At 64.9% G+C, this 17,178-nt stretch carries 18 protein-coding genes; 13 read left to right on the plus strand and 5 right to left on the minus strand.

The features are described 5' to 3' along the window. Positions 1-7: 7 nt before the first annotated feature. Positions 8-943 carry a DMT family transporter gene (locus AC5Y5C_RS16020; RefSeq protein ID WP_499973886.1) on the minus strand — a complete coding sequence of 312 codons (936 nt, stop codon included), beginning with the start codon at positions 941-943 and terminating at the stop codon, positions 8-10. A gap of 166 nt (positions 944-1,109) precedes the next feature. On the opposite strand from AC5Y5C_RS16020, the gene AC5Y5C_RS16025 reads away from it, so the two are divergent. Continuing rightward, positions 1,110-1,976 (plus strand): LysR family transcriptional regulator, encoded by an 867-nt coding sequence (locus tag AC5Y5C_RS16025; RefSeq protein ID WP_499973888.1) that lies wholly within the window; start codon positions 1,110-1,112, stop codon positions 1,974-1,976. 5 nt (positions 1,977-1,981) lie between these two features. Here the strand turns inward: AC5Y5C_RS16025 and AC5Y5C_RS16030 are convergent, their stop codons facing one another. Beyond that, positions 1,982-2,626 carry a class I SAM-dependent methyltransferase gene (locus AC5Y5C_RS16030; protein WP_499973890.1) on the minus strand — a complete coding sequence of 215 codons (645 nt, stop codon included), beginning with the start codon at positions 2,624-2,626 and terminating at the stop codon, positions 1,982-1,984. Further along, a complete protein-coding gene (locus AC5Y5C_RS16035) occupies positions 2,619-3,569 on the minus strand; it encodes an NAD(P)/FAD-dependent oxidoreductase (protein ID WP_499973892.1) in 951 nt (316 codons plus the stop codon). Before AC5Y5C_RS16035 ends, AC5Y5C_RS16030 begins: the two co-directional genes overlap by 8 nt. Positions 3,570-3,639: 70 nt before the next feature. On the opposite strand from AC5Y5C_RS16035, the gene AC5Y5C_RS16040 reads away from it, so the two are divergent. Both AC5Y5C_RS16040 and rlmN read left to right on the plus strand, forming a co-directional pair. After that, positions 3,640-4,245, plus strand: a complete 606-nt coding sequence (locus AC5Y5C_RS16040) for a helix-turn-helix domain-containing protein (protein WP_499973894.1) — start codon at positions 3,640-3,642, stop codon at positions 4,243-4,245. 26 nt (positions 4,246-4,271) lie between these two features. Further along, the gene (gene rlmN, locus AC5Y5C_RS16045) at positions 4,272-5,393 is read left to right on the plus strand and encodes a dual-specificity RNA methyltransferase RlmN (protein ID WP_499973895.1); all 1,122 of its coding nucleotides are present in this window, start codon (positions 4,272-4,274) and stop codon (positions 5,391-5,393) included. On the opposite strand, the gene AC5Y5C_RS16050 is transcribed toward rlmN, so the two are convergent. Continuing rightward, a complete protein-coding gene (locus tag AC5Y5C_RS16050; protein WP_499973898.1) occupies positions 5,394-5,654 on the minus strand; it encodes a DUF2631 domain-containing protein in 261 nt (86 codons plus the stop codon). 145 nt (positions 5,655-5,799) lie between these two features. On the opposite strand from AC5Y5C_RS16050, the gene AC5Y5C_RS16055 reads away from it, so the two are divergent. The 7 genes from AC5Y5C_RS16055 to AC5Y5C_RS16085 all read left to right on the plus strand — a co-directional run bounded on the left by AC5Y5C_RS16055 (position 5,800) and on the right by AC5Y5C_RS16085 (position 13,468). Then, complete coding sequence (locus AC5Y5C_RS16055) at positions 5,800-6,267, plus strand: histidine kinase (protein ID WP_499973900.1); 468 nt, start codon at positions 5,800-5,802, stop codon at positions 6,265-6,267. 17 nt (positions 6,268-6,284) lie between these two features. Next, positions 6,285-7,037 carry a DUF4097 family beta strand repeat-containing protein gene (locus tag AC5Y5C_RS16060; protein ID WP_499973903.1) on the plus strand — a complete coding sequence of 251 codons (753 nt, stop codon included), beginning with the start codon at positions 6,285-6,287 and terminating at the stop codon, positions 7,035-7,037. Between the two features lie 21 nt (positions 7,038-7,058). Further along, complete coding sequence (dxr, locus tag AC5Y5C_RS16065) at positions 7,059-8,234, plus strand: 1-deoxy-D-xylulose-5-phosphate reductoisomerase (RefSeq protein WP_499973905.1); 1,176 nt, start codon at positions 7,059-7,061, stop codon at positions 8,232-8,234. Further along, positions 8,234-9,481: a M50 family metallopeptidase gene (locus AC5Y5C_RS16070; RefSeq protein WP_499973907.1), complete on the plus strand. Its 1,248-nt coding sequence runs from the start codon at positions 8,234-8,236 to the stop codon at positions 9,479-9,481. Before dxr ends, AC5Y5C_RS16070 begins: the two co-directional genes overlap by 1 nt. 20 nt (positions 9,482-9,501) lie before the next feature. Beyond that, positions 9,502-10,677 (plus strand): flavodoxin-dependent (E)-4-hydroxy-3-methylbut-2-enyl-diphosphate synthase, encoded by a 1,176-nt coding sequence (gene ispG, locus AC5Y5C_RS16075; RefSeq protein WP_499973909.1) that lies wholly within the window; start codon positions 9,502-9,504, stop codon positions 10,675-10,677. Positions 10,678-10,777: 100 nt separating this feature from the next. Further along, the gene (locus AC5Y5C_RS16080) at positions 10,778-11,590 is read left to right on the plus strand and encodes a GNAT family N-acetyltransferase (protein ID WP_499974609.1); all 813 of its coding nucleotides are present in this window, start codon (positions 10,778-10,780) and stop codon (positions 11,588-11,590) included. Between the two features lie 60 nt (positions 11,591-11,650). Continuing rightward, a complete protein-coding gene (locus AC5Y5C_RS16085; protein ID WP_499973911.1) occupies positions 11,651-13,468 on the plus strand; it encodes a penicillin-binding transpeptidase domain-containing protein in 1,818 nt (605 codons plus the stop codon). On the opposite strand, the gene AC5Y5C_RS16090 is transcribed toward AC5Y5C_RS16085, so the two are convergent. After that, positions 13,465-13,830: a VOC family protein gene (locus AC5Y5C_RS16090; RefSeq protein ID WP_499973913.1), complete on the minus strand. Its 366-nt coding sequence runs from the start codon at positions 13,828-13,830 to the stop codon at positions 13,465-13,467. The two genes, AC5Y5C_RS16085 and AC5Y5C_RS16090, sit on opposite strands and share 4 nt — an antisense overlap. Positions 13,831-13,946: 116 nt before the next feature. Here AC5Y5C_RS16090 and AC5Y5C_RS16095 point away from each other — a divergent pair, with 116 nt between their 5' ends. Genes AC5Y5C_RS16095 through AC5Y5C_RS16105 form a run of 3 tightly spaced genes read left to right on the plus strand, consistent with a single transcriptional unit; the run spans position 13,947 to position 17,143 of the window. Further along, the gene (locus tag AC5Y5C_RS16095) at positions 13,947-14,687 is read left to right on the plus strand and encodes a L,D-transpeptidase (protein ID WP_499974612.1); all 741 of its coding nucleotides are present in this window, start codon (positions 13,947-13,949) and stop codon (positions 14,685-14,687) included. 30 nt (positions 14,688-14,717) lie between these two features. Continuing rightward, positions 14,718-15,611, plus strand: coding sequence for a type I methionyl aminopeptidase (map, locus tag AC5Y5C_RS16100; RefSeq protein ID WP_499973915.1), 894 nt, complete (start codon positions 14,718-14,720; stop codon positions 15,609-15,611). Next, entirely contained in the window at positions 15,608-17,143 is a 1,536-nt protein-coding gene (locus AC5Y5C_RS16105; RefSeq protein WP_499973917.1) for a cobyric acid synthase, read from the plus strand. The genes map and AC5Y5C_RS16105 overlap by 4 nt, the downstream gene beginning before the upstream one ends. The last annotated feature ends 35 nt before the right edge of the window (positions 17,144-17,178 follow it).

Raw genomic sequence — 17,178 nt, forward strand, 5'->3', positions numbered from 1 at the left:
AGCCAGGCTAGCTGGCCGCCACCGGCTGACAGGTAGGCGCGGCGGCCACTACCTCGATTGTGGAGTCCTCGTGAGTCGTGGCGGGTCGGCTGGCCCGCGCGTTCAGCCAGCAGGCGAGTGCACCGAGCACCAGGCCGATACCGATGCCGACATCGCCCCGCTGGCCGAGGATCGCCCACGACAACAGGCCCGATAGGGCCGGGATGACGCAGAACAGCATGGCCACCGCGGAGGCGCCGAACCTGCTGACGGCGTGGACATATGTGGAGATGCCGATGACCGCACTGAACACCACCATTGCGCAGACTGCCCAGGTGGCCTTCCAGGGGTCATGCACAGCGGTCGGCGTCAGCAGGGCCAACACACCGGCAGGCACCAGCCCGGCGATGTTCTGGATGGTGCAGTTGGCGCGGAAATCGACATCGGAGCAAAAACGCTGCTGATAGACCCCGCCCGCGGCCAGGCCGAGTAATGCGACCAAGAGCAGCACCAGCACCGTGTCGACGCCGCCCGTCGCCAGCAGCCGGCTGGCGCACGCGGCCAGCACTGCCACGATGCCGAGTGCCAGGGCCAGGATTCGCCACCCGTTGAGCCGCTCACCGAGAAACAGGGCAGCCAGCACCGCTGTGACAACAGGATTCATCGAAATGACCACCGCGCCCAGTACCGCTGGCGCCCCATGCTCCAGTGCCTCGTATAACGCGCAGAACTGCACGGCCTGCATCAACAAACCGGTGATGACGACATGCCCGAGCTTGCGACCGGTCGGCCAGGCCGCTTTGGCCAGCAGGGCCCAGGTGGCGACTATCAGACCGGCGAACGTGAAACGCGCGACCAGTACCAACATGGGCGTCATGGCGGATACCGCGAGCGCACCAAGCGGGTAGCCCAGTGCGTAGAGGAATGTCAGCATCGACGCGAACCACATCGGCATCTTCTGCATGACAGCCATGGTCGCCGGTCCGGACGGTTGATGTCCAACGATAATTACTGATCAGAATCAATCAGTAAACGTGATCGATTGATATCAGCAGTACCCGCCAGAGCGGTATTCGACGTGCGACTGAGGAAATATTGATCAAATATCGTGATCGGACTACGGTGGCGATATGGCCAGTTCGACCCTCGACATCGCGCCGCTGCGGTCACTGGTCGCGGTCGCGGATTGCGGCGGATTCCACCGGGCCGCAGCCGTGCTGCACCTGACCCAATCTGCGGTGAGTCAACATGTGCGCAAGCTCGAGGCCGCGATCGGGGAGCCGGTGGTCCGGCGTTCGGGACGAGGTGTGGTGCTCACCGATCAGGGTGCCCAGCTGCTGGCGCATGCCCGTCGCATTCTCGCCGCGCACGATGCCGCGGTAGACGACCTGATTGCCGGTCAGGAGCGCACGCTGATTCTCGGGGTCACCGAGCACGGCGCGGACTTGATATTGCCGAGCATCACCACGGCGCTGCGCAGTCACCTGCCGGACTGGTCGATGCGGGTGCGGTTCGATCGCAACGTCTATCTCGCCGAGTCCGTCGACCGGGGAAGCATGGACCTGGCGGTGATTCTGGACGGGTCGGGCCTCGATCGTGCCAACGCGGTGGGTACGGTTCGCCTGCAGTGGGTAGCGGCGCGTGGTTACAAGGCGAGTTCCGCTGGGCCCCTGCAGATCATGACCTTCACCGAACCATGTACCTTGCGCGCGCCCATGTTCAGTGCGCTGCACACACTGGGCCATCGGTACCAGGTTGTCGGTGAATCACCGGATTTGTCGGGGCTGTACGCGGGCCTGCGCTCGGGGCTGGGAATGGCGCTGCTGCCCATCATCGGTTGGCTGCCCGACGGCATCGCTCCAGTGGAGGCCATGCCCGCGGCGAACCTGGCGACCCTCTCGGTCGTCGGCCGCCGCGGGCTCGACCCCGCTGTGTTTGCAGCCGTGGAAGATGCTGCGCGCGAGGCTCTTTCGGGTGAGTCCGCCGCTATCGCCTAGGGTGTTTACCCGGTGGGCTTACGCTCCGCACGCAGTACCGTATCCGCTATATCGAACTCTTCGTCGTCTCGGGTGAAGGTGCGATTGCGCGACTCGGCGACAAGGACGCTCCACTGCTCCGGATCGAGGGTGTCGGCGATGTCCTCGGCGGTGAAGTACCAGTCGGGCAGGTCCGGGCGCCCGATCGCCGCTTGGATGTCCGAGGGATGGTGTCCGACAATCAGCAATGTGCCCCCCGGGGCTACTGCTGCGGCCAGCGTCGTGAACACGGGCTCACGCAGCTTTGTCGGCAGGTGCATGAAATGTGATGTCACCAAATCGAATCGACGACTCGGCTGCCATGTGGTCAGGTCGGCCTGCATCCAGGTGATCCTGGTGGCGAGCTCGGGGTCTGCCCGGGTGGCATTGTCTGCGGCACGGCGCAGGGCGGTCTCCGCGAAATCCATTCCGGTGACCTGCCAACCCTTCTGGGCGAGCCAGATCGCGTCACCGCCCTCGCCGCAGCCGGCATCGAGCGCGGTGCGTGGCGGCAAGGTCGAAATCTCATTCACCAGTTGCGGATTGGCATTGCCGCTCCATAGCGCGTCATGCGACCGATAGAACTCATCCCACGACTTCTCGTCGGATGGCGGGTTGTGGTGATCAGACATGTTGTAACTCCTGGGCGTCTGCGACCGCGAGGTCGGCGTTGATGATGGCGGCGACCTCGGTTCCGGCGGCCGCCGATGTGATGACCTGCGCCTTGACGTCGGTGACGTTCCCCGCGGCATAGATCCCCGGCGCTGCGGTGGCGCCTCTGGTGACCGGCAGATACGTCCCCAGTAGGTAATCCCCGAGTCGCATGTCCTGCGCCGTGAGTCCCACGGGCGCAAGCATGTCGATGCGTGCCGATACCACCGTCGCGACGACCAACGCATCACACGGAACCGTGCCGCCGGCTTCCAGCTCCACCCCGGTAAGTGCGTCATCGGTGATCTGCAGCCGAGTCACCGGTCCGGCGACCACGCCGACGTCTCGGCGGGCCAATTGCTCGGCGTCATCGGGTGACAGGGGAAAATCGTTGTGTCGCACCAGGGTGACGTCAGCGCTGAGCTGGCGGAAGATGAGGGCATGATGCACCGCCAGGGGGCCGGTGCCCAGCACCACGATGGCGCGATCGCGCACTTCCCAACCGTGGCAGTAGGCGCAGTGCAGGACGTCACGGCCCCAGCGCTGCGCCAGTCCCTCGATATCGGGTAGTTCATCCACCGCTCCCGTGGCCACCAGGACCCGGCGGGCATGGACCATCGTGGTGGTGCTGTCCGGCATATCGACCGCCACGTCGAAATGGTTGTCCGCGTGGGATACCGACGTGACGCGCGCGTCGCGGAAGGCCGCGCCGTACTGTGCGGCCTCACCGCGTCCGATACCGAACAGCTCAGCGGGAGCCGTCGACTCGCGCCCGAGGTAGTTGTGAATCCGATCCGCCGGCGCGTTACGCGGGTGGTGATCGTCGATCACGACGACCGACCGCCGCGACCGAGCGAGAGTGATGGCCGCCGACAAGCCCGCGGCACCGCCACCGATGATGGCCACATCCCAGAGTTTGTTCATGACACCACTATTGGGCCGCATCTGCGAAACACGCAAGCTTTCTTGCCAAAGTGGCAATTTAGTTGTCACTATGGTCGGCGTGGACGATCAGATTCAGCGGCTAGAGGCCGTGCTCGATGCCCTGGGGCCGCGGCTGCGGGCTTTGCGCCTGCATCGTCAGGTCACCTTGGCGCAATTGTCCGAAACGACGGGCATTTCCGAGAGCACGCTGTCCCGCCTGGAATCCGGTCAGCGCCGACCCACCCTGGAACTTCTTCTGCTCCTTGCCGAGGCGCACCAGGTGCCGCTCGACGAGCTGGTGAACGCACCCGCGACGGGGGATCCGCGCATCCATCCCAAACCGTTCAAACGACATGGATCGGTCTACCTACCGCTTTCCCGCCGACCCGGCGGGGTGCAGTGCTACAAGCAGATCATCCCGCCGCACTCGCCGAAGGGGGAACCGAATCTGAAGGTCCACGAGGGCTATGAGTGGATGTATGTGCTCTCCGGGAAGGTTCGCCTGCTACTCGGTGAGCTGGACCTGATCCTGCCCGCCGGTGAGGCTGCCGAGTTCGATACGCATATCCCGCATTGGTTCGGCAATCCGACCGACAAACCCGTCGAGGTTTTGCATATTTTCGGCCCGCAAGGGGAGCGGATGCATGTGCGGGCACGTTCTGGTTCGGGGATCTAGCATCGGCCTGGGATACTGAATCGGTTATGTCTGCCGACAACAAGCCCTTGCCGCTGGTCTTCGACGCGCCGCGCCGGGCCATGCCGCCGCGTCACCTGGCGGATATGACCGCTGCCGATTGTCGTGACGCTGTGTTGGCCCTGGGGCTTCCGGCGTTTCGTGCCAAGCAGATCGCGAACCAGTACTACGGACGGCTGGTGGGCGACGCGGCGGCGATGACGGACCTGCCGGCGGGTGCGCGCGAGGGTGTGGGTGCCGAGCTGTTTCCCCCACTGCTCAACCCGCTGCGCCAGGTGGCCTGTGATTCCGGTGACACTCGAAAGACCTTGTGGCGCTTACACGACGGCAGCACCGTCGAATCGGTTCTCATGCGCTATTCCGACCGCAATACGCTGTGTATCTCCTCTCAGGCCGGGTGCGGTATGGCCTGCCCGTTCTGCGCCACCGGTCAGGGCGGGCTCACGCGCAACCTGTCGGCCGCCGAGATTCTGGAACAGGTCCGTGATGCCGCGGCATCGTTGCGCGACGGCGAGCTGCCGGGTGGGCCCGGCCGGTTGTCCAACATCGTCTTCATGGGCATGGGCGAGCCCCTGGCCAACTACAACCGGGTACTCACGGTGCTGCGCAAGATCACCGCGCCGCCCCCCGACGGTTTCGGCATATCGCAGCGCGGTGTCACGGTCTCGACCGTGGGACTGGCACCGGCCATTCGCAAGCTGGCCGACGAGGGGCTGGGGGTCACGCTCGCGGTGTCGCTGCACTGTCCCGATGACGAGCTGCGCGACACTCTGGTGCCGGTCAACACCCGGTGGGCGATCGGTGAGGTGCTTGATGCCGCGCGCTATTTCGCCGATGTCACCGGACGGCGGGTGTCCATCGAATACGCGCTCATTCGCGATGTGAACGACCAGCCCTGGCGTGCCGACCTGCTGGGCAAGAAGCTACGAAAAGCGTTGGGCCAGCTCGTTCACGTCAATCTGATTCCGCTGAACCCGACGCCGGGTAGTCAATGGGATGCCAGCCCAAAGCCGGTTGAGCGGGAGTTTGTGCGACGCGTGCGCGAGCAGGGAGTCTCCTGCACGGTGCGTGACACCCGTGGTCGGGAGATCGCCGCCGCATGTGGCCAACTGGCGGCGTCCGAGCGCTAGTTAGCGGATGCGGCCCGAGCGTCGGCCGAAGTAGTCGTTCGCAGTGAACGCCAGCACGATGACGGCGAAACCGACGCAGAAGATGTCTTCGACCTTGCCGACGTGATTGCCCTTGAGCAGCAGCAGCAGGAAGGCCGCGATGGCGAGGCCCAGGATGTGGAAGACGCGAGGGTTCTGCCCCGAAAGCCCGGGCCCGAACGCTGCGGACGGCACGTCCTCGACGTCGACTCCGTCGTGCTTGACAACCTCAGTCGTGGCCACCGCCAGCCCTCCAATCTCAGACGTCTACTACAGCCCATAGTCTGCCACGCCCATCTGCTCCCAGGTTCAGGCGGCACCCCCGTGCCACGGGGGATTTAGAGAAGTGACACTTGTGGTGACACCAAAATGGTGTCACCATGACATCATGGATTTGCAACCGTATGTCGACGCGGTGCGTCAGGAACTCGTCGTGGCTGCGCGGGCCGGAGGGGTGCAGGCGGAGGAGCTCGCGGATCGGCTGACCGCCCCGCTGGAATCGGCGTTCCGGCTCGCACTGCTGGACGCGCTGTCGGCGGCGGCAGAGCAGATCACGCAAGAGCTCGCGCCCGCTTCCGTCGATCTGCGGCTGCGTGGCCGCGAGCCGGAATTCGTGGTGAGCCGGCCGGTGGATCAGCACGCCGAACCAGCCGTCGCGATCGACGAGAGCGCCGGCACCTGGCGAGTGACGCTGCGGCTACCGGAAAGCCTGCGCGCCATCGTCGAGTCCGCCGCCGGGAACGAGGGAGTCTCGCTCAATGCCTGGCTGGTACGCGCCGCCGCGGCTGCGGCCAAAAAGTCTTCTAGCTCAACAACATTCGGCACAGGCCGCACCATCAGCGGCTGGGTCCGCTAACAAGGAAAGGGAACACCATGACTGCTCTGCCGGAATTCGAAACGCTTGACCCCATCGCCGCGAAGGTTGAACTCGCCCGCGGCACACTTCAGATCGTCGCGAGCGAGCGCACCACTACTGTTGTGGACGTCCGGCCACGTGATGCCGCCAAGGCGTTGGACGTCAAGACCGCCGAGCGCACCAAGGTCACCTTCTCCAAGGGGGTGTTGACTGTGCTTTCTTCACAGGGGCTGACCTTCCGCACCGGCACCATCGACATCATCATCGAACTGCCTACCCAGTCCATCCTGGACATCGCGGTGGCCTCGGCCGAGGTGCGCGCCGACGGCGCGTTCGGCGATGTGCAATTCCAATCGGCAAGCGGTGACTTGGTGATCGACACCATCACCGGCGATGCCCGCATCAACACCGCATCTGGTGGGGTATCGATCCGTGAACTCACCGGTGATGCCGGCTTCAACACCGCTCGCGGGGAGCTCGCCGTGAAAGAACTGCGCGGCAACATCACGGCGGCGTCGTCCTCGGGATCGGTGACCATCGGATCCGCGGTTGTCGGTGGACTGATCTTCGACACCGCCAGTGGCGATACCTCCATCGGTATCGCGACGGGCACCGCCGCCCGGCTGCAGATCGACACCGCCAGCGGGGTGCTCACCAACTCGCTGGACTCGGTGGAAGGGCCATCGGCGGGGGACGAGAAGTTCCTCGTGAAGGTGCGCTCGGCCTCCGGTGATGTCGAACTGCACCGTCCGGTGGGGGTCTCGGGCTAGCGCAGGCCGCACAATATCTAGGTGACACGTAGTTCAGAGGTCTGTCGGGTGCTCCTGCTTGGCAGCACGGGGTCCATCGGGACCCAGGCGCTCGAGGTCATCGCCGCCAACCCCGATCGCTTTGAGGTGGTCGGCCTGGCGGCCGGCGGCGGCAACATCGACCTGCTGCGTCAGCAGATCGTCGGCACCGGGGTTACCAACGTCGCGGTGGCCGACGAGAGTGCCGCCGAACGGCTCGGCATACCCGTATTGAGTGGGGCAGGTGCCGTCACCGAGCTGGTGGAGAACACCGAGGCCGATGTGGTGCTCAATGCGCTCGTCGGCGCTCTGGGACTGCGTCCCACCCTGGCCGCGCTGAAGACAGGGGCACGACTGGCGCTGGCCAACAAGGAGTCCCTGGTGGCCGGGGGGCCGCTCGTCACCAAGGCCGCCGCGCCCGGTCAGATCGTCCCGGTTGACTCCGAGCATTCCGCGCTCGCGCAATGTCTGCGCGGCGGAAGTCGCGGTGAGGTCGCACAGCTGATCCTGACCGCGTCGGGCGGACCCTTTCGGGGCTGGACCGCACAACAGCTCCAGGACGTCACACCCGAACAGGCCGGTGCGCATCCCACCTGGTCGATGGGACCGATGAACACCCTCAATTCGGCCTCCCTGGTCAATAAGGGGCTCGAACTCATCGAGACGCATCTGCTGTTCGCCGTGCCGTATCGGCAGATCGGCGTCGTCGTGCACCCGCAGTCGATCGTGCACTCGATGGTGACGTTCACCGATGGGTCGACGCTGGCGCAGGCCAGCCCGCCCGATATGAAACTGCCCATCGCCCTGGCGCTGGGCTGGCCGGACCGGATACCCGCCGCGGCCCTGGCTTGCGACTTCAGTACCGCCTCTACCTGGGATTTCGAACCACTTGATGCCCGGGTTTTCCCCGCCGTGGAGCTGGCCCGCAGCGCGGGAGAAGCAGGGGGATGCATGACTGCTGTCTACAACGCCGCCAACGAAACCGCGGCGGCCGCCTTTCTGGACGGACGTATCGGATTCAGGTCCATCGTGCGAACAATTGCCGATGTACTCGATGCGGCAAGCCAATGGGAGGGAACCTCCGCAGAACCCGCTACCGTTGACGATGTACTCGATGCGCAGAGCTGGGCTGACCAGCGGGCTGCGCAACTCATCTCCGCGGAGGAAAATCGAACCTGATGGCTGCGTACGTGATCGGAATCGCGCTCTTCGCGCTGGCGATCTTGGTGTCGGTGGCGCTGCATGAGTGCGGGCACATGTGGGTGGCGCAGGCCACCGGCATGAAGGTGCGCCGCTACTTCGTGGGATTCGGTCCGACGCTGTGGTCGACCAAGCGCACGAGCAACCGGCCGAATAAGCAGGGCGCCAACGACGTTGTCGAATACGGCTTCAAAGCCGTCCCGTTGGGCGGCTTCTGTGATATCGCGGGCATGACCTCGGTGGAAGACCTCACTCCGGAAGAGTCCGACCGCGCCATGTACAAGCAGAAGGTCTGGAAGCGGGTCGCGGTGCTGTTCGCCGGACCGGCCATGAACTTCCTCATCGGCATCGTGGTCTTCTACGGCGTCGTCCTGTTCTGGGGCCTGCCCGACAACAACGCGCCCACGCATCCGGAGATCAAGCAGACAAGCTGTGTGGCACCGCAAAAGAGCGCGGATCCCAAGGACATGGCGACGTGCAGCGGGGAAGGGCCGGCGGCTCTCGGGGGCCTGCGCGAGGGTGACCAAGTACTCGCCGTCGCCGGCAAGCCGCTCAGCACATCCAGCGACATGGTTTCCGCCATTCGAGAGCTGCGCGGTCCGCAGGTGTTCGAGATCGTCCGCGATGGCAAGCAGCAATCGCTCCTGGTGACCGTCACCGAGACGCAGCGCTGGGATGAGAAGGCAGGCAAGCTCATCTCGGTGGGTGCCGTCGGTGCCTCACTGGGCACCTATGTGCCGCAGAAGCACTACAACCCGTTGACCGCGGTTCCCGCGACCGGGAACCTCATCGGGACGGTCGCCGTGGAAACCGTGAAGGCCATCGGGAAGATCCCGACCAAGGTCGGCGCCCTCTGGGACTCGATCACCGGCAGCGAGCGGGCGATGGACACTCCGATGAGCATCGTCGGCGCGAGCCGCATGGGCGGCGAGACAGTAGAGCACGACATGTGGATCATGTTCTGGATACTGTTGGCGCAGCTCAACTTTGCGCTCGGCGCCATCAACTTGCTGCCGTTGTTACCGTTCGACGGTGGACATATCGCGGTGGCTACCTACGAGAAGATCCGCAACATGATCCGGTCGGCGCGCGGCCTCACGGCGGGCGCGCCAGTCAACTACATGAAGTTGATGCCGGCGACCTACCTCGTCCTGGTGGTGGTTGTCGGTTACATGCTGCTGACGATCACCGCCGACATCGTCAATCCGATTAGACTTTTTCAATAGCGATCCAATTGGAGGATCACATGACCAGCCTGGGCATCCCGAGTGCGCCGCCGCCGACACTGTCGCCGCGGCGTAAGACACGTCAGCTCATGGTCGGAAACGTCGGGGTGGGCAGCGATTCGCTGATCTCGGTGCAGTCGATGTGCACCACCAAGACTCACGACGTGAACTCGACCCTGCAGCAGATCGCCGAGCTGACCGCCTCCGGCTGCGACATGGTGCGTGTCGCCTGCCCGCGGCAGGAGGATGCCGACGCGCTCGCCGAGATCGCGCGCAAGAGCCAGATCCCGGTGATCGCCGATATCCACTTTCAGCCCAAGTACATCTTCGCCGCGATTGACGCCGGCTGCGCCGCGGTGCGCGTGAATCCGGGGAACATCAAGGAGTTCGACGGCCGCGTCAAAGAGGTCGCCAAGGCCGCCGGTGACGCGGGGATCCCGATCCGCATCGGTGTGAACGCCGGCTCGCTCGATCCGCGCATTCTCGGTAAGTACGGCAAGGCCACGCCGGAGGCGCTGGTCGAGTCGGCACTGTGGGAGGCCGGCCTGTTCGAGGAGCATGGTTTCGGCGATATCAAGATCAGCGTCAAGCACAACGACCCCGTGATCATGGTCGCCGCCTATGAATTGCTGGCCTCGCAGTGCGACTACCCGCTGCACCTGGGTGTTACCGAGGCCGGCCCGGCATTCCAGGGCACCATCAAGTCGGCCGTGGCGTTCGGCGCGCTGTTGTCCAAGGGCATCGGCGACACCATCCGGGTATCGCTTTCTGCGCCCCCCGCCGAGGAGGTCAAGGTTGGCAACCAGATCCTGGAGTCGCTCAACCTGCGGCCGCGCGGGCTGGAAATTGTGTCCTGCCCATCCTGTGGACGCGCGCAGGTAGACGTCTACACGCTGGCCAACGCGGTGAGCGCAGGCTTGGAGGGGCTGGATGTGCCGCTGCGCGTGGCGGTCATGGGCTGTGTCGTCAACGGACCGGGGGAGGCCCGCGAGGCCGACCTGGGCGTGGCATCCGGCAACGGCAAGGGGCAGATCTTCGTGAAGGGCGAGGTCATCAAGACCGTGCCGGAGGCGCTGATCGTCGAGACGCTCATCGACGAAGCCATGCGTCTGGCCGAGGAGATGGGCCTGGAGAACGGCACGGAGATCGGAACCGACGGAACTCCTACAGGCCAGCCGGTCGTCACCGTAAGCTAGACGAAGCTCGGCGTAACGGGACACACGGGAGCGATTGCCGATGACGACAACACTGCCGGCGCCTGGAGCGCCCGGTGCAGCGTCGTCCGACGCGGTTCGTGTGCTCGGGTTATCCGATACCGAGGCGGTACGTGCCGTCCTGGATCTCGACCCGGTGGCATCCTGCATGCTTGCCGCTCGCGTGGAGGCCCGGGGCGCCGATCCCACGGCGATCGGCGGCGAAATCTGGTCGACGGGAGCGTTGACGGACTCGCTGTGCTTCGTCGGCACCACGATCATTCCGTTGGCGGGTGGGCCCGCGGCCACCCGGCTGTTCGCCGAACGTGCCATCGAGCAGCACCGGATCTGCCCTTCCCTGGTCGGCCCGGCCGATGTGGTTCTCGACATGTGGTGTCATCTCGACCCGGTCTGGGGGCCTGCGCGCGAGGTTCGCGCCTGTCAGCCGCTCCTGGCGATGCTCGATGCGCCGACAAGTGCCGTTGACCCCGCCGTACGACAGGTGCGTGCTGAGGAGCTCGACCAGTATCTGAACGCGTCGATTCAGATGTTCATCGGCGAGATGGGTGTCGACCCGCGTAACGGCGACGGAGGCCGCGGGTACCGACGGCGGGTGGCCGGTCTCATCGAGGCGGGCAGGGCGTGGGCACGTTTCGAGGATGGACGGGTCATCTTCAAGGCTGAGATCGGATCGCAATCGCTGTCCGTCAGCCAGATTCAGGGTGTGTGGGTTGACCCCGAGTTTCGTGGCCGCGGACTCGGTACCGCGGGAGTGGCGGCGGTAGCTGCGGCGGTCCGCCGCGGCGGGCGGATCCCGAGCCTCTACGTGAACAGTTTCAATGAGGTGGCCCGTGCGTCCTATGCCAGGGCGGGATTCACCCGTATCGGCACGTTCGCGACGGTTCTCGTTAGCTAATCCCCCTTACACCCGTGTGCCTGCGAGGTTTTGAAGCCTCCCGGTCTTAGCATCGACCCGATGTTCAGACGTGTTTGGTCCCTGCCGTTGTTCGGCACCGCGCTACTGGTGGCCGGGGCGGTTGCGTGTACCCCACGCCCGGATGGGCCCGGGCCGGTGGCAGAGAAGTTTTTCGAGGCATTGGCCAGTGGTGACACCGCCTCGGCCGCGAAACTGACCGACGATCCGGATGGCGCGAAAGTGGGTCTGGATCAAGCATTCTCGGGCCTGCAGGCGACGTCATTCAAGGCCGCCGTGAACGGATCGCAATACACCCAGGACACGGGCAGCGCCGATGCGACATATATCTGGCAACTGCCCAAGAAGCGCACCTGGACCTACAACGGGCGCCTGGAGATGCTGCGTACCGGCGGCAGTTGGCAGGTGCGCTGGGCGCCGAGCGATCTGCACCCCAAACTCGGTGAGCGCCAATTGCTCTCGTTGCGTACGGATCCGGCCAAGCGGGCAACGGTCAACGAGGCGGGTGGCACAACGGTCCTGGCCCCGGCCAACCTGTACAAGATCTCATTCGATGCGTCGCAGGCCGGTAAATCGCTGATGAGCACCGCCACCGCACTGGCTGACGCGATTCGGCCCTACGACGACCAAATGAACGCCGCGTCCCTCGCCGAGCAGGCGAGTGCGCAAACCTCGCCGATGAACATCATCACGCTGCGCAAGGATGATTGGGACAAGGTGTCCATTGCGCTGGAGACCCGGCCGGGAGCATTGCGGCCCGGTGTCGTGATGACGCCGATTGCCGACCTGCTGCCCACCGATGACACCTTCGCGCCCGATATCGTCGCTCAGGTCAAGAAGGCAGTGCTCGACGAGCTGGACGGTGAGGCCGGCTGGCGGGTGGTGAGTGTCAACCAGAACGGTGTGGACACCGCGGTGCTCAACGAAGTGAAACCCACTCCGGCACCGTCGAAGACGATCAGCTTGGACCGCGCCGTGCAGAATGCCGCGCAGAACGCCGTCAACTCGCGCGGTCAGAAGTCCATGATGGTGGTGATCAAGCCGTCGACGGGGGAGATTCTGGCGGTTGCGCAGAACGCTGCCGCCAATGCGGATGGACCGCTGGCCACCACAGGGCTGTTCCCGCCCGGATCCACCTTCAAGATCATCACCGCGGGTGCCGCACTCGAGCGCGGGATGGCTACTCCGGACACCATGCTGGGCTGTCCTAAGCGAGTAACCATCGGAGATCGCAGCATCCCCAACTACAACGAGTTCGATCTCGGTACGGTGCCCATGTGGCGGGCCTTCGCGAATTCGTGTAACACCACCTTCGCGAAACTGGCCAGCGAGATGCCCTTGGACGGTTTGACCGTCGCCGCTTCGCAATTCGGCATCGGTCCCGACTACGACGTCGCGGGCATCCCCACCATCTCCGGGGATGTGCCGCCCACCGTCAATCTGGCTGAACGCACCGAGGACGGTTTCGGCCAGGGCAAGGTGCTGGTCACGCCCTTCGGCATGGCGTTGGCCGCCGCGACCGTCGCCAATGGTAAAACGCCTGTACCGCAGCTTATTTCGGGTCAGACCACCGGAATCACGGGTGAGCGGCCGGCAGTGACTTCGACAATGATCGACGGCCTGCGCGGGATGATGCGCGAGACGGTGCTCAGCGGTACCGCGATGGATCTCAAGGGCGAGGGTTCGGTCTTCGGGAAGACCGGCGAGGCCGAGTTCCCGGGCGGATCACATGCCTGGTTCGCGGGGTATCGCGGTGATATGGCGTTCGCGACACTGATCGTCGGGGGCGGCGGCTCGGAGGCCGCGGTGCGGGCCACCCGGGTCATGTTCCAGTCGCTGCCGCCGGATTACCTGGCCTAGCCGGGACTCGACGCCAGGACGCAGAACTCGTTGCCCTCGGGGTCGGCGAGCACAATCCAGCTCGAATCACCCTGACCGATGTCAATCGGGGCCGCGCCCCGCGCCAGGAACCGATCCACCAGTGCTTGCTGGTCGTCACCCCGAAAATCCAGGTGCAATCGGTTCTTGGCCACCTTCTGATCGGGGTTGGCCAGGAAGAACAACGAGGGCGGATGCCGGTCGGGCTGGAAGACCTCCACGTCTCCGTCGCCGTCGATCGAATATGGCCATTCCAGCGCGTCGGCCCACCATCGGCCCAGTGTGGCCGCATCATGGCAGTCGATCACAATCGCTTCTAGTGTGAGTCCGGTGGACAAGCCCATGAAGCCGATTGTGCGCGTTGTCGCTAACGTTCCGCCAGAAGATTACGAACTACCATGTAGTAAAACAGCATCCAGGGAGGATCGAGAGCTTGCGCAGAGCATTTCGGAGTGTGCTTGTGGTGACCGGGCTCGCCAGCCTCCTGATGAACATGGCCATCACCGCACCAGCGACCCTCGGCCACGCAGCGGCCGCATCGTCCAGCGGAGTGGCGTCCGTCTCACCCACGCCGGGGCAGACGGTCGGGGTGGCCATGCCCGTGACGATTCATTTCGCGGCCCCTGTCGCTGACCGGCCGGCCGCCGAACGAACCATCAATTTCTCCGCGTCGAAGGTTCCGGCCGGGGTCTTCAGCTGGGTCGACGATGCGACGGTCCGTTTCACTCCCAGCGAGTACTGGCCCGCGCACTCGACCATCACCGTGTCCGTGAACGGTGTCAGTGGGATGAAGTACAAGTTCCAGACCGGTTCGGAGGTGCTGGGTATCGGCAGCATCAGTGCCCATACCTTCACGGTCAAGATCGACGGCACCGTCATGCGCGAGATGCCCGCATCGATGGGAAAGCCCAAGCACCCCACACCGGTCGGTTCGTTCACGGCCCTGGAGAAGCAGAGTCCCGTGGTCATGGACTCCCGGACCATCGGCATTCCGCTGAACGATCCGGAGGGTTACAAGCTGACCGTCTACTACGCGGTCCGGGTCACCTGGGGCGGCGTCTACGTGCACAGTGCCCCGTGGTCGACAGGAGCGCAGGGTAATTCGAACGTCAGCCACGGCTGCATCAACCTGAGCCCCGACAACGCGTCCTGGTATTACAACACCGTCGGCATCGGCGACCCCATCGTCATCAACGCGTAGGGGTCTCTACGGGCCCGCTACGCTGCCTTCATGACTGTGCCTGATTCTCTTCGCGCGGGTGGCTCATCGCCGCGTGCCGCACTGCGTCCGGGAACGCTGTCCCCCGAGCGCCAGGTTCCCGTGTCGATTGACCGCCCCGAGTACGTGGGCAAGTCCGAGGTCGCGGAAGCCATCGGGGAGCCGTATGTCCAGACACCCGAGGTGATCGAGAAGATGCGCGTCGCGGGCAGGATCGCGGCGCAGGCACTGGCGCTCGCCGGCGAGGCCGTCGCCCCTGGCGTCACCACCGATGAGCTGGACCGGATTGCGCACGACTACATGGTTTCCCAGGGTGCATACCCGTCGACCCTGGGGTACAAGGGATTCCCCAAGTCATGCTGCACATCGCTCAACGAGATCATCTGCCATGGGATACCGGATTCGACCGTGATCGAGGACGGCGACATCGTCAACATCGATGTCACTGCCTATATCGATGGTGTGCACGGAGATACCAACGCCACGTTCCTGGCCGGGGATGTCTCCGAGGAACACCGCCTCCTGGTCGACCGGACCCGGGAGGCCACCATGCGGGCCATCAACGCCGTCAAGCCGGGCCGGGCCCTGAGCGTCGTCGGCCGGGTGATCGAGGCCTACGCAAAACGGTTCGGATACAACGTGGTTCGCTCCTTCACCGGTCATGGCGTGGGCCCGACGTTCCACAACGGACTCATCGTGCCGCATTATGACGACCCCAACCTGGACATCGTCATCGAGCCGGGCATGACGTTCACCATCGAACCGATGATCAACCTCGGATCGCTGGACTACGAGATCTGGGATGACACCTGGACCGTGGCGACCACCGACAAGCGATGGACCGCGCAGTTTGAGCACACCATGGTGGTCACCGACGACGGAGTAGAGATCCTGACTCTGCCATGACCTGCGCCGTGTCCGGCGCAACATCCGGCGCGCTGCTGGTGGGGGGCGTCAGCTCCGACGCCGGTAAGAGTCTGGTAGTCACCGGCCTGTGCCGGTTATTGGCCCGCAAGGGGATTCGTGTCGCGCCGTTCAAGGCGCAGAACATGTCCAACAACTCCGTGGTGACGACGGACGGCGGCGAGATCGGTCGCGCCCAGGCATTACAGGCGCGCGCGTGCGGGCTGGAACCATCGGTGCGGTTCAATCCGGTGCTCCTCAAGCCCGGCAGTGACCGCACCTCGCAGCTGGTAGTACGCGGGCAGGCGACAGGAAACGTCAGTGCTCGTTCCTATATTGAGCATCGCGAGGAATTGCGACAGGTGGTCGCCGAGGAATTGCGGGCGCTGCGTGCGGAATTCGACGTGGTGATCTGCGAGGGCGCCGGCTCGGTCGCCGAGATCAACCTGCGGGCAACAGATATCGCCAACATGGGCCTGGCGCAGGCCGCAGGGCTGCCGGTGGTGCTGGTGGGCGATATCGACCGGGGTGGTGTATTGGCGCACCTGTTCGGGTCGGTGGCCGTGCTCGAGCCCGCGGACCAACGACTCGTCGCCGGATTCATCGTCAACAAGTTCCGCGGTGATCCCACGCTGCTGGAGCCGGGGCTGGAGCAGCTCGCTGTGCTGACTGGGCGAACCACGTATGGTGTGCTGCCCTACGACGACCAATTGTGGCTCGATGCGGAGGATTCGGTGTCTGTAGTGGCGTCGGCCCACGTGGGGCGCCCCGCTGCCCCGGTCGGGCAGGAATGGCTGCGGGTGGCCGCGGTACGGCTGCCCCGAATCTCGAATTCGACCGATATCGAGGCCATCGCGTGCGAGCCGGGGGTCATCGTCCGGTGGGCGGCCGATCCCGCCGATATCGCCGACGCCGATGTGGTGGTGGTCCCGGGTACCAAGGCCACCGTGGCAGATCTTGCCTGGATGCGGCACAACGGCATCGCCGATGCGGTTGTCGCACACGCCCGTTCGGGTGGGCCGGTGCTGGGTATTTGCGGTGGATTCCAGATGCTCGCCGCCACGATCGACGATCGCGTCGAGTCCGGCGCCGGCACCGTCGAAGGGCTGGGCCTGCTCGATGTCGACATTGCCTTCGAACCTGCCAAAACCCTGCGCCGCTGGCAGCCGCCGGGCCTGACCGGATACGAGATCCACCACGGAATCGTCACCCGGTCAGCAGTGGCGCCGTGGCTGACCGACTACAACGAGGGCGCCGTCGACGGTGCGATCCGGGGCACCCATTGGCACGGGGTATTGGACAACGACGAGTTCCGGCGCGCATGGCTCACCGAGGCGGCAATCGCGGCGGGACGTTCCGGATTCACTGTCGCGGCGGACACCAATGTCGGCGACTGCCGCGCAGCTCAACTGGACAGATTGGCTGATCTCGTCGCCACCCACGTCGACGTAGGTGCTCTCCAAACGGTGTGGGAAGGATCCGGGCGTCCGCATTCTGGCCCGTCATACCCGGTAATTGCGGCGCGGGTCGAATAGCCTGTGCGGGTGCATCGGGGCCTCAGGAACATCAC

Source organism: Mycobacterium sp. NGS15, assembly GCF_059813245.1.

Bases quoted from the DNA above. Each gene is read 5' to 3' on its own strand.
- AC5Y5C_RS16020 (WP_499973886.1), bottom strand. From the start codon at position 943: ATGCAGAAGATGCCGATGTGGTTCGCGTCGATGCTGACATTCCTCTAC.
- AC5Y5C_RS16105 (WP_499973917.1), top strand. From the start codon at position 15,608: ATGACCTGCGCCGTGTCCGGCGCAACATCCGGCGCGCTGCTGGTGGGG.
- AC5Y5C_RS16055 (WP_499973900.1), top strand. From the start codon at position 5,800: ATGGATTTGCAACCGTATGTCGACGCGGTGCGTCAGGAACTCGTCGTG.
- AC5Y5C_RS16025 (WP_499973888.1), top strand. From the start codon at position 1,110: ATGGCCAGTTCGACCCTCGACATCGCGCCGCTGCGGTCACTGGTCGCG.
- AC5Y5C_RS16070 (WP_499973907.1), top strand. From the start codon at position 8,234: ATGGCTGCGTACGTGATCGGAATCGCGCTCTTCGCGCTGGCGATCTTG.
- AC5Y5C_RS16085 (WP_499973911.1), top strand. From the start codon at position 11,651: ATGTTCAGACGTGTTTGGTCCCTGCCGTTGTTCGGCACCGCGCTACTG.
- AC5Y5C_RS16040 (WP_499973894.1), top strand. From the start codon at position 3,640: ATGGTCGGCGTGGACGATCAGATTCAGCGGCTAGAGGCCGTGCTCGAT.
- AC5Y5C_RS16035 (WP_499973892.1), bottom strand. From the start codon at position 3,569: ATGAACAAACTCTGGGATGTGGCCATCATCGGTGGCGGTGCCGCGGGC.
- AC5Y5C_RS16090 (WP_499973913.1), bottom strand. From the start codon at position 13,830: ATGGGCTTGTCCACCGGACTCACACTAGAAGCGATTGTGATCGACTGC.
- map (WP_499973915.1), top strand. From the start codon at position 14,718: ATGACTGTGCCTGATTCTCTTCGCGCGGGTGGCTCATCGCCGCGTGCC.
- AC5Y5C_RS16060 (WP_499973903.1), top strand. From the start codon at position 6,285: ATGACTGCTCTGCCGGAATTCGAAACGCTTGACCCCATCGCCGCGAAG.
- rlmN (WP_499973895.1), top strand. From the start codon at position 4,272: ATGTCTGCCGACAACAAGCCCTTGCCGCTGGTCTTCGACGCGCCGCGC.
- AC5Y5C_RS16030 (WP_499973890.1), bottom strand. From the start codon at position 2,626: ATGTCTGATCACCACAACCCGCCATCCGACGAGAAGTCGTGGGATGAG.
- ispG (WP_499973909.1), top strand. From the start codon at position 9,502: ATGACCAGCCTGGGCATCCCGAGTGCGCCGCCGCCGACACTGTCGCCG.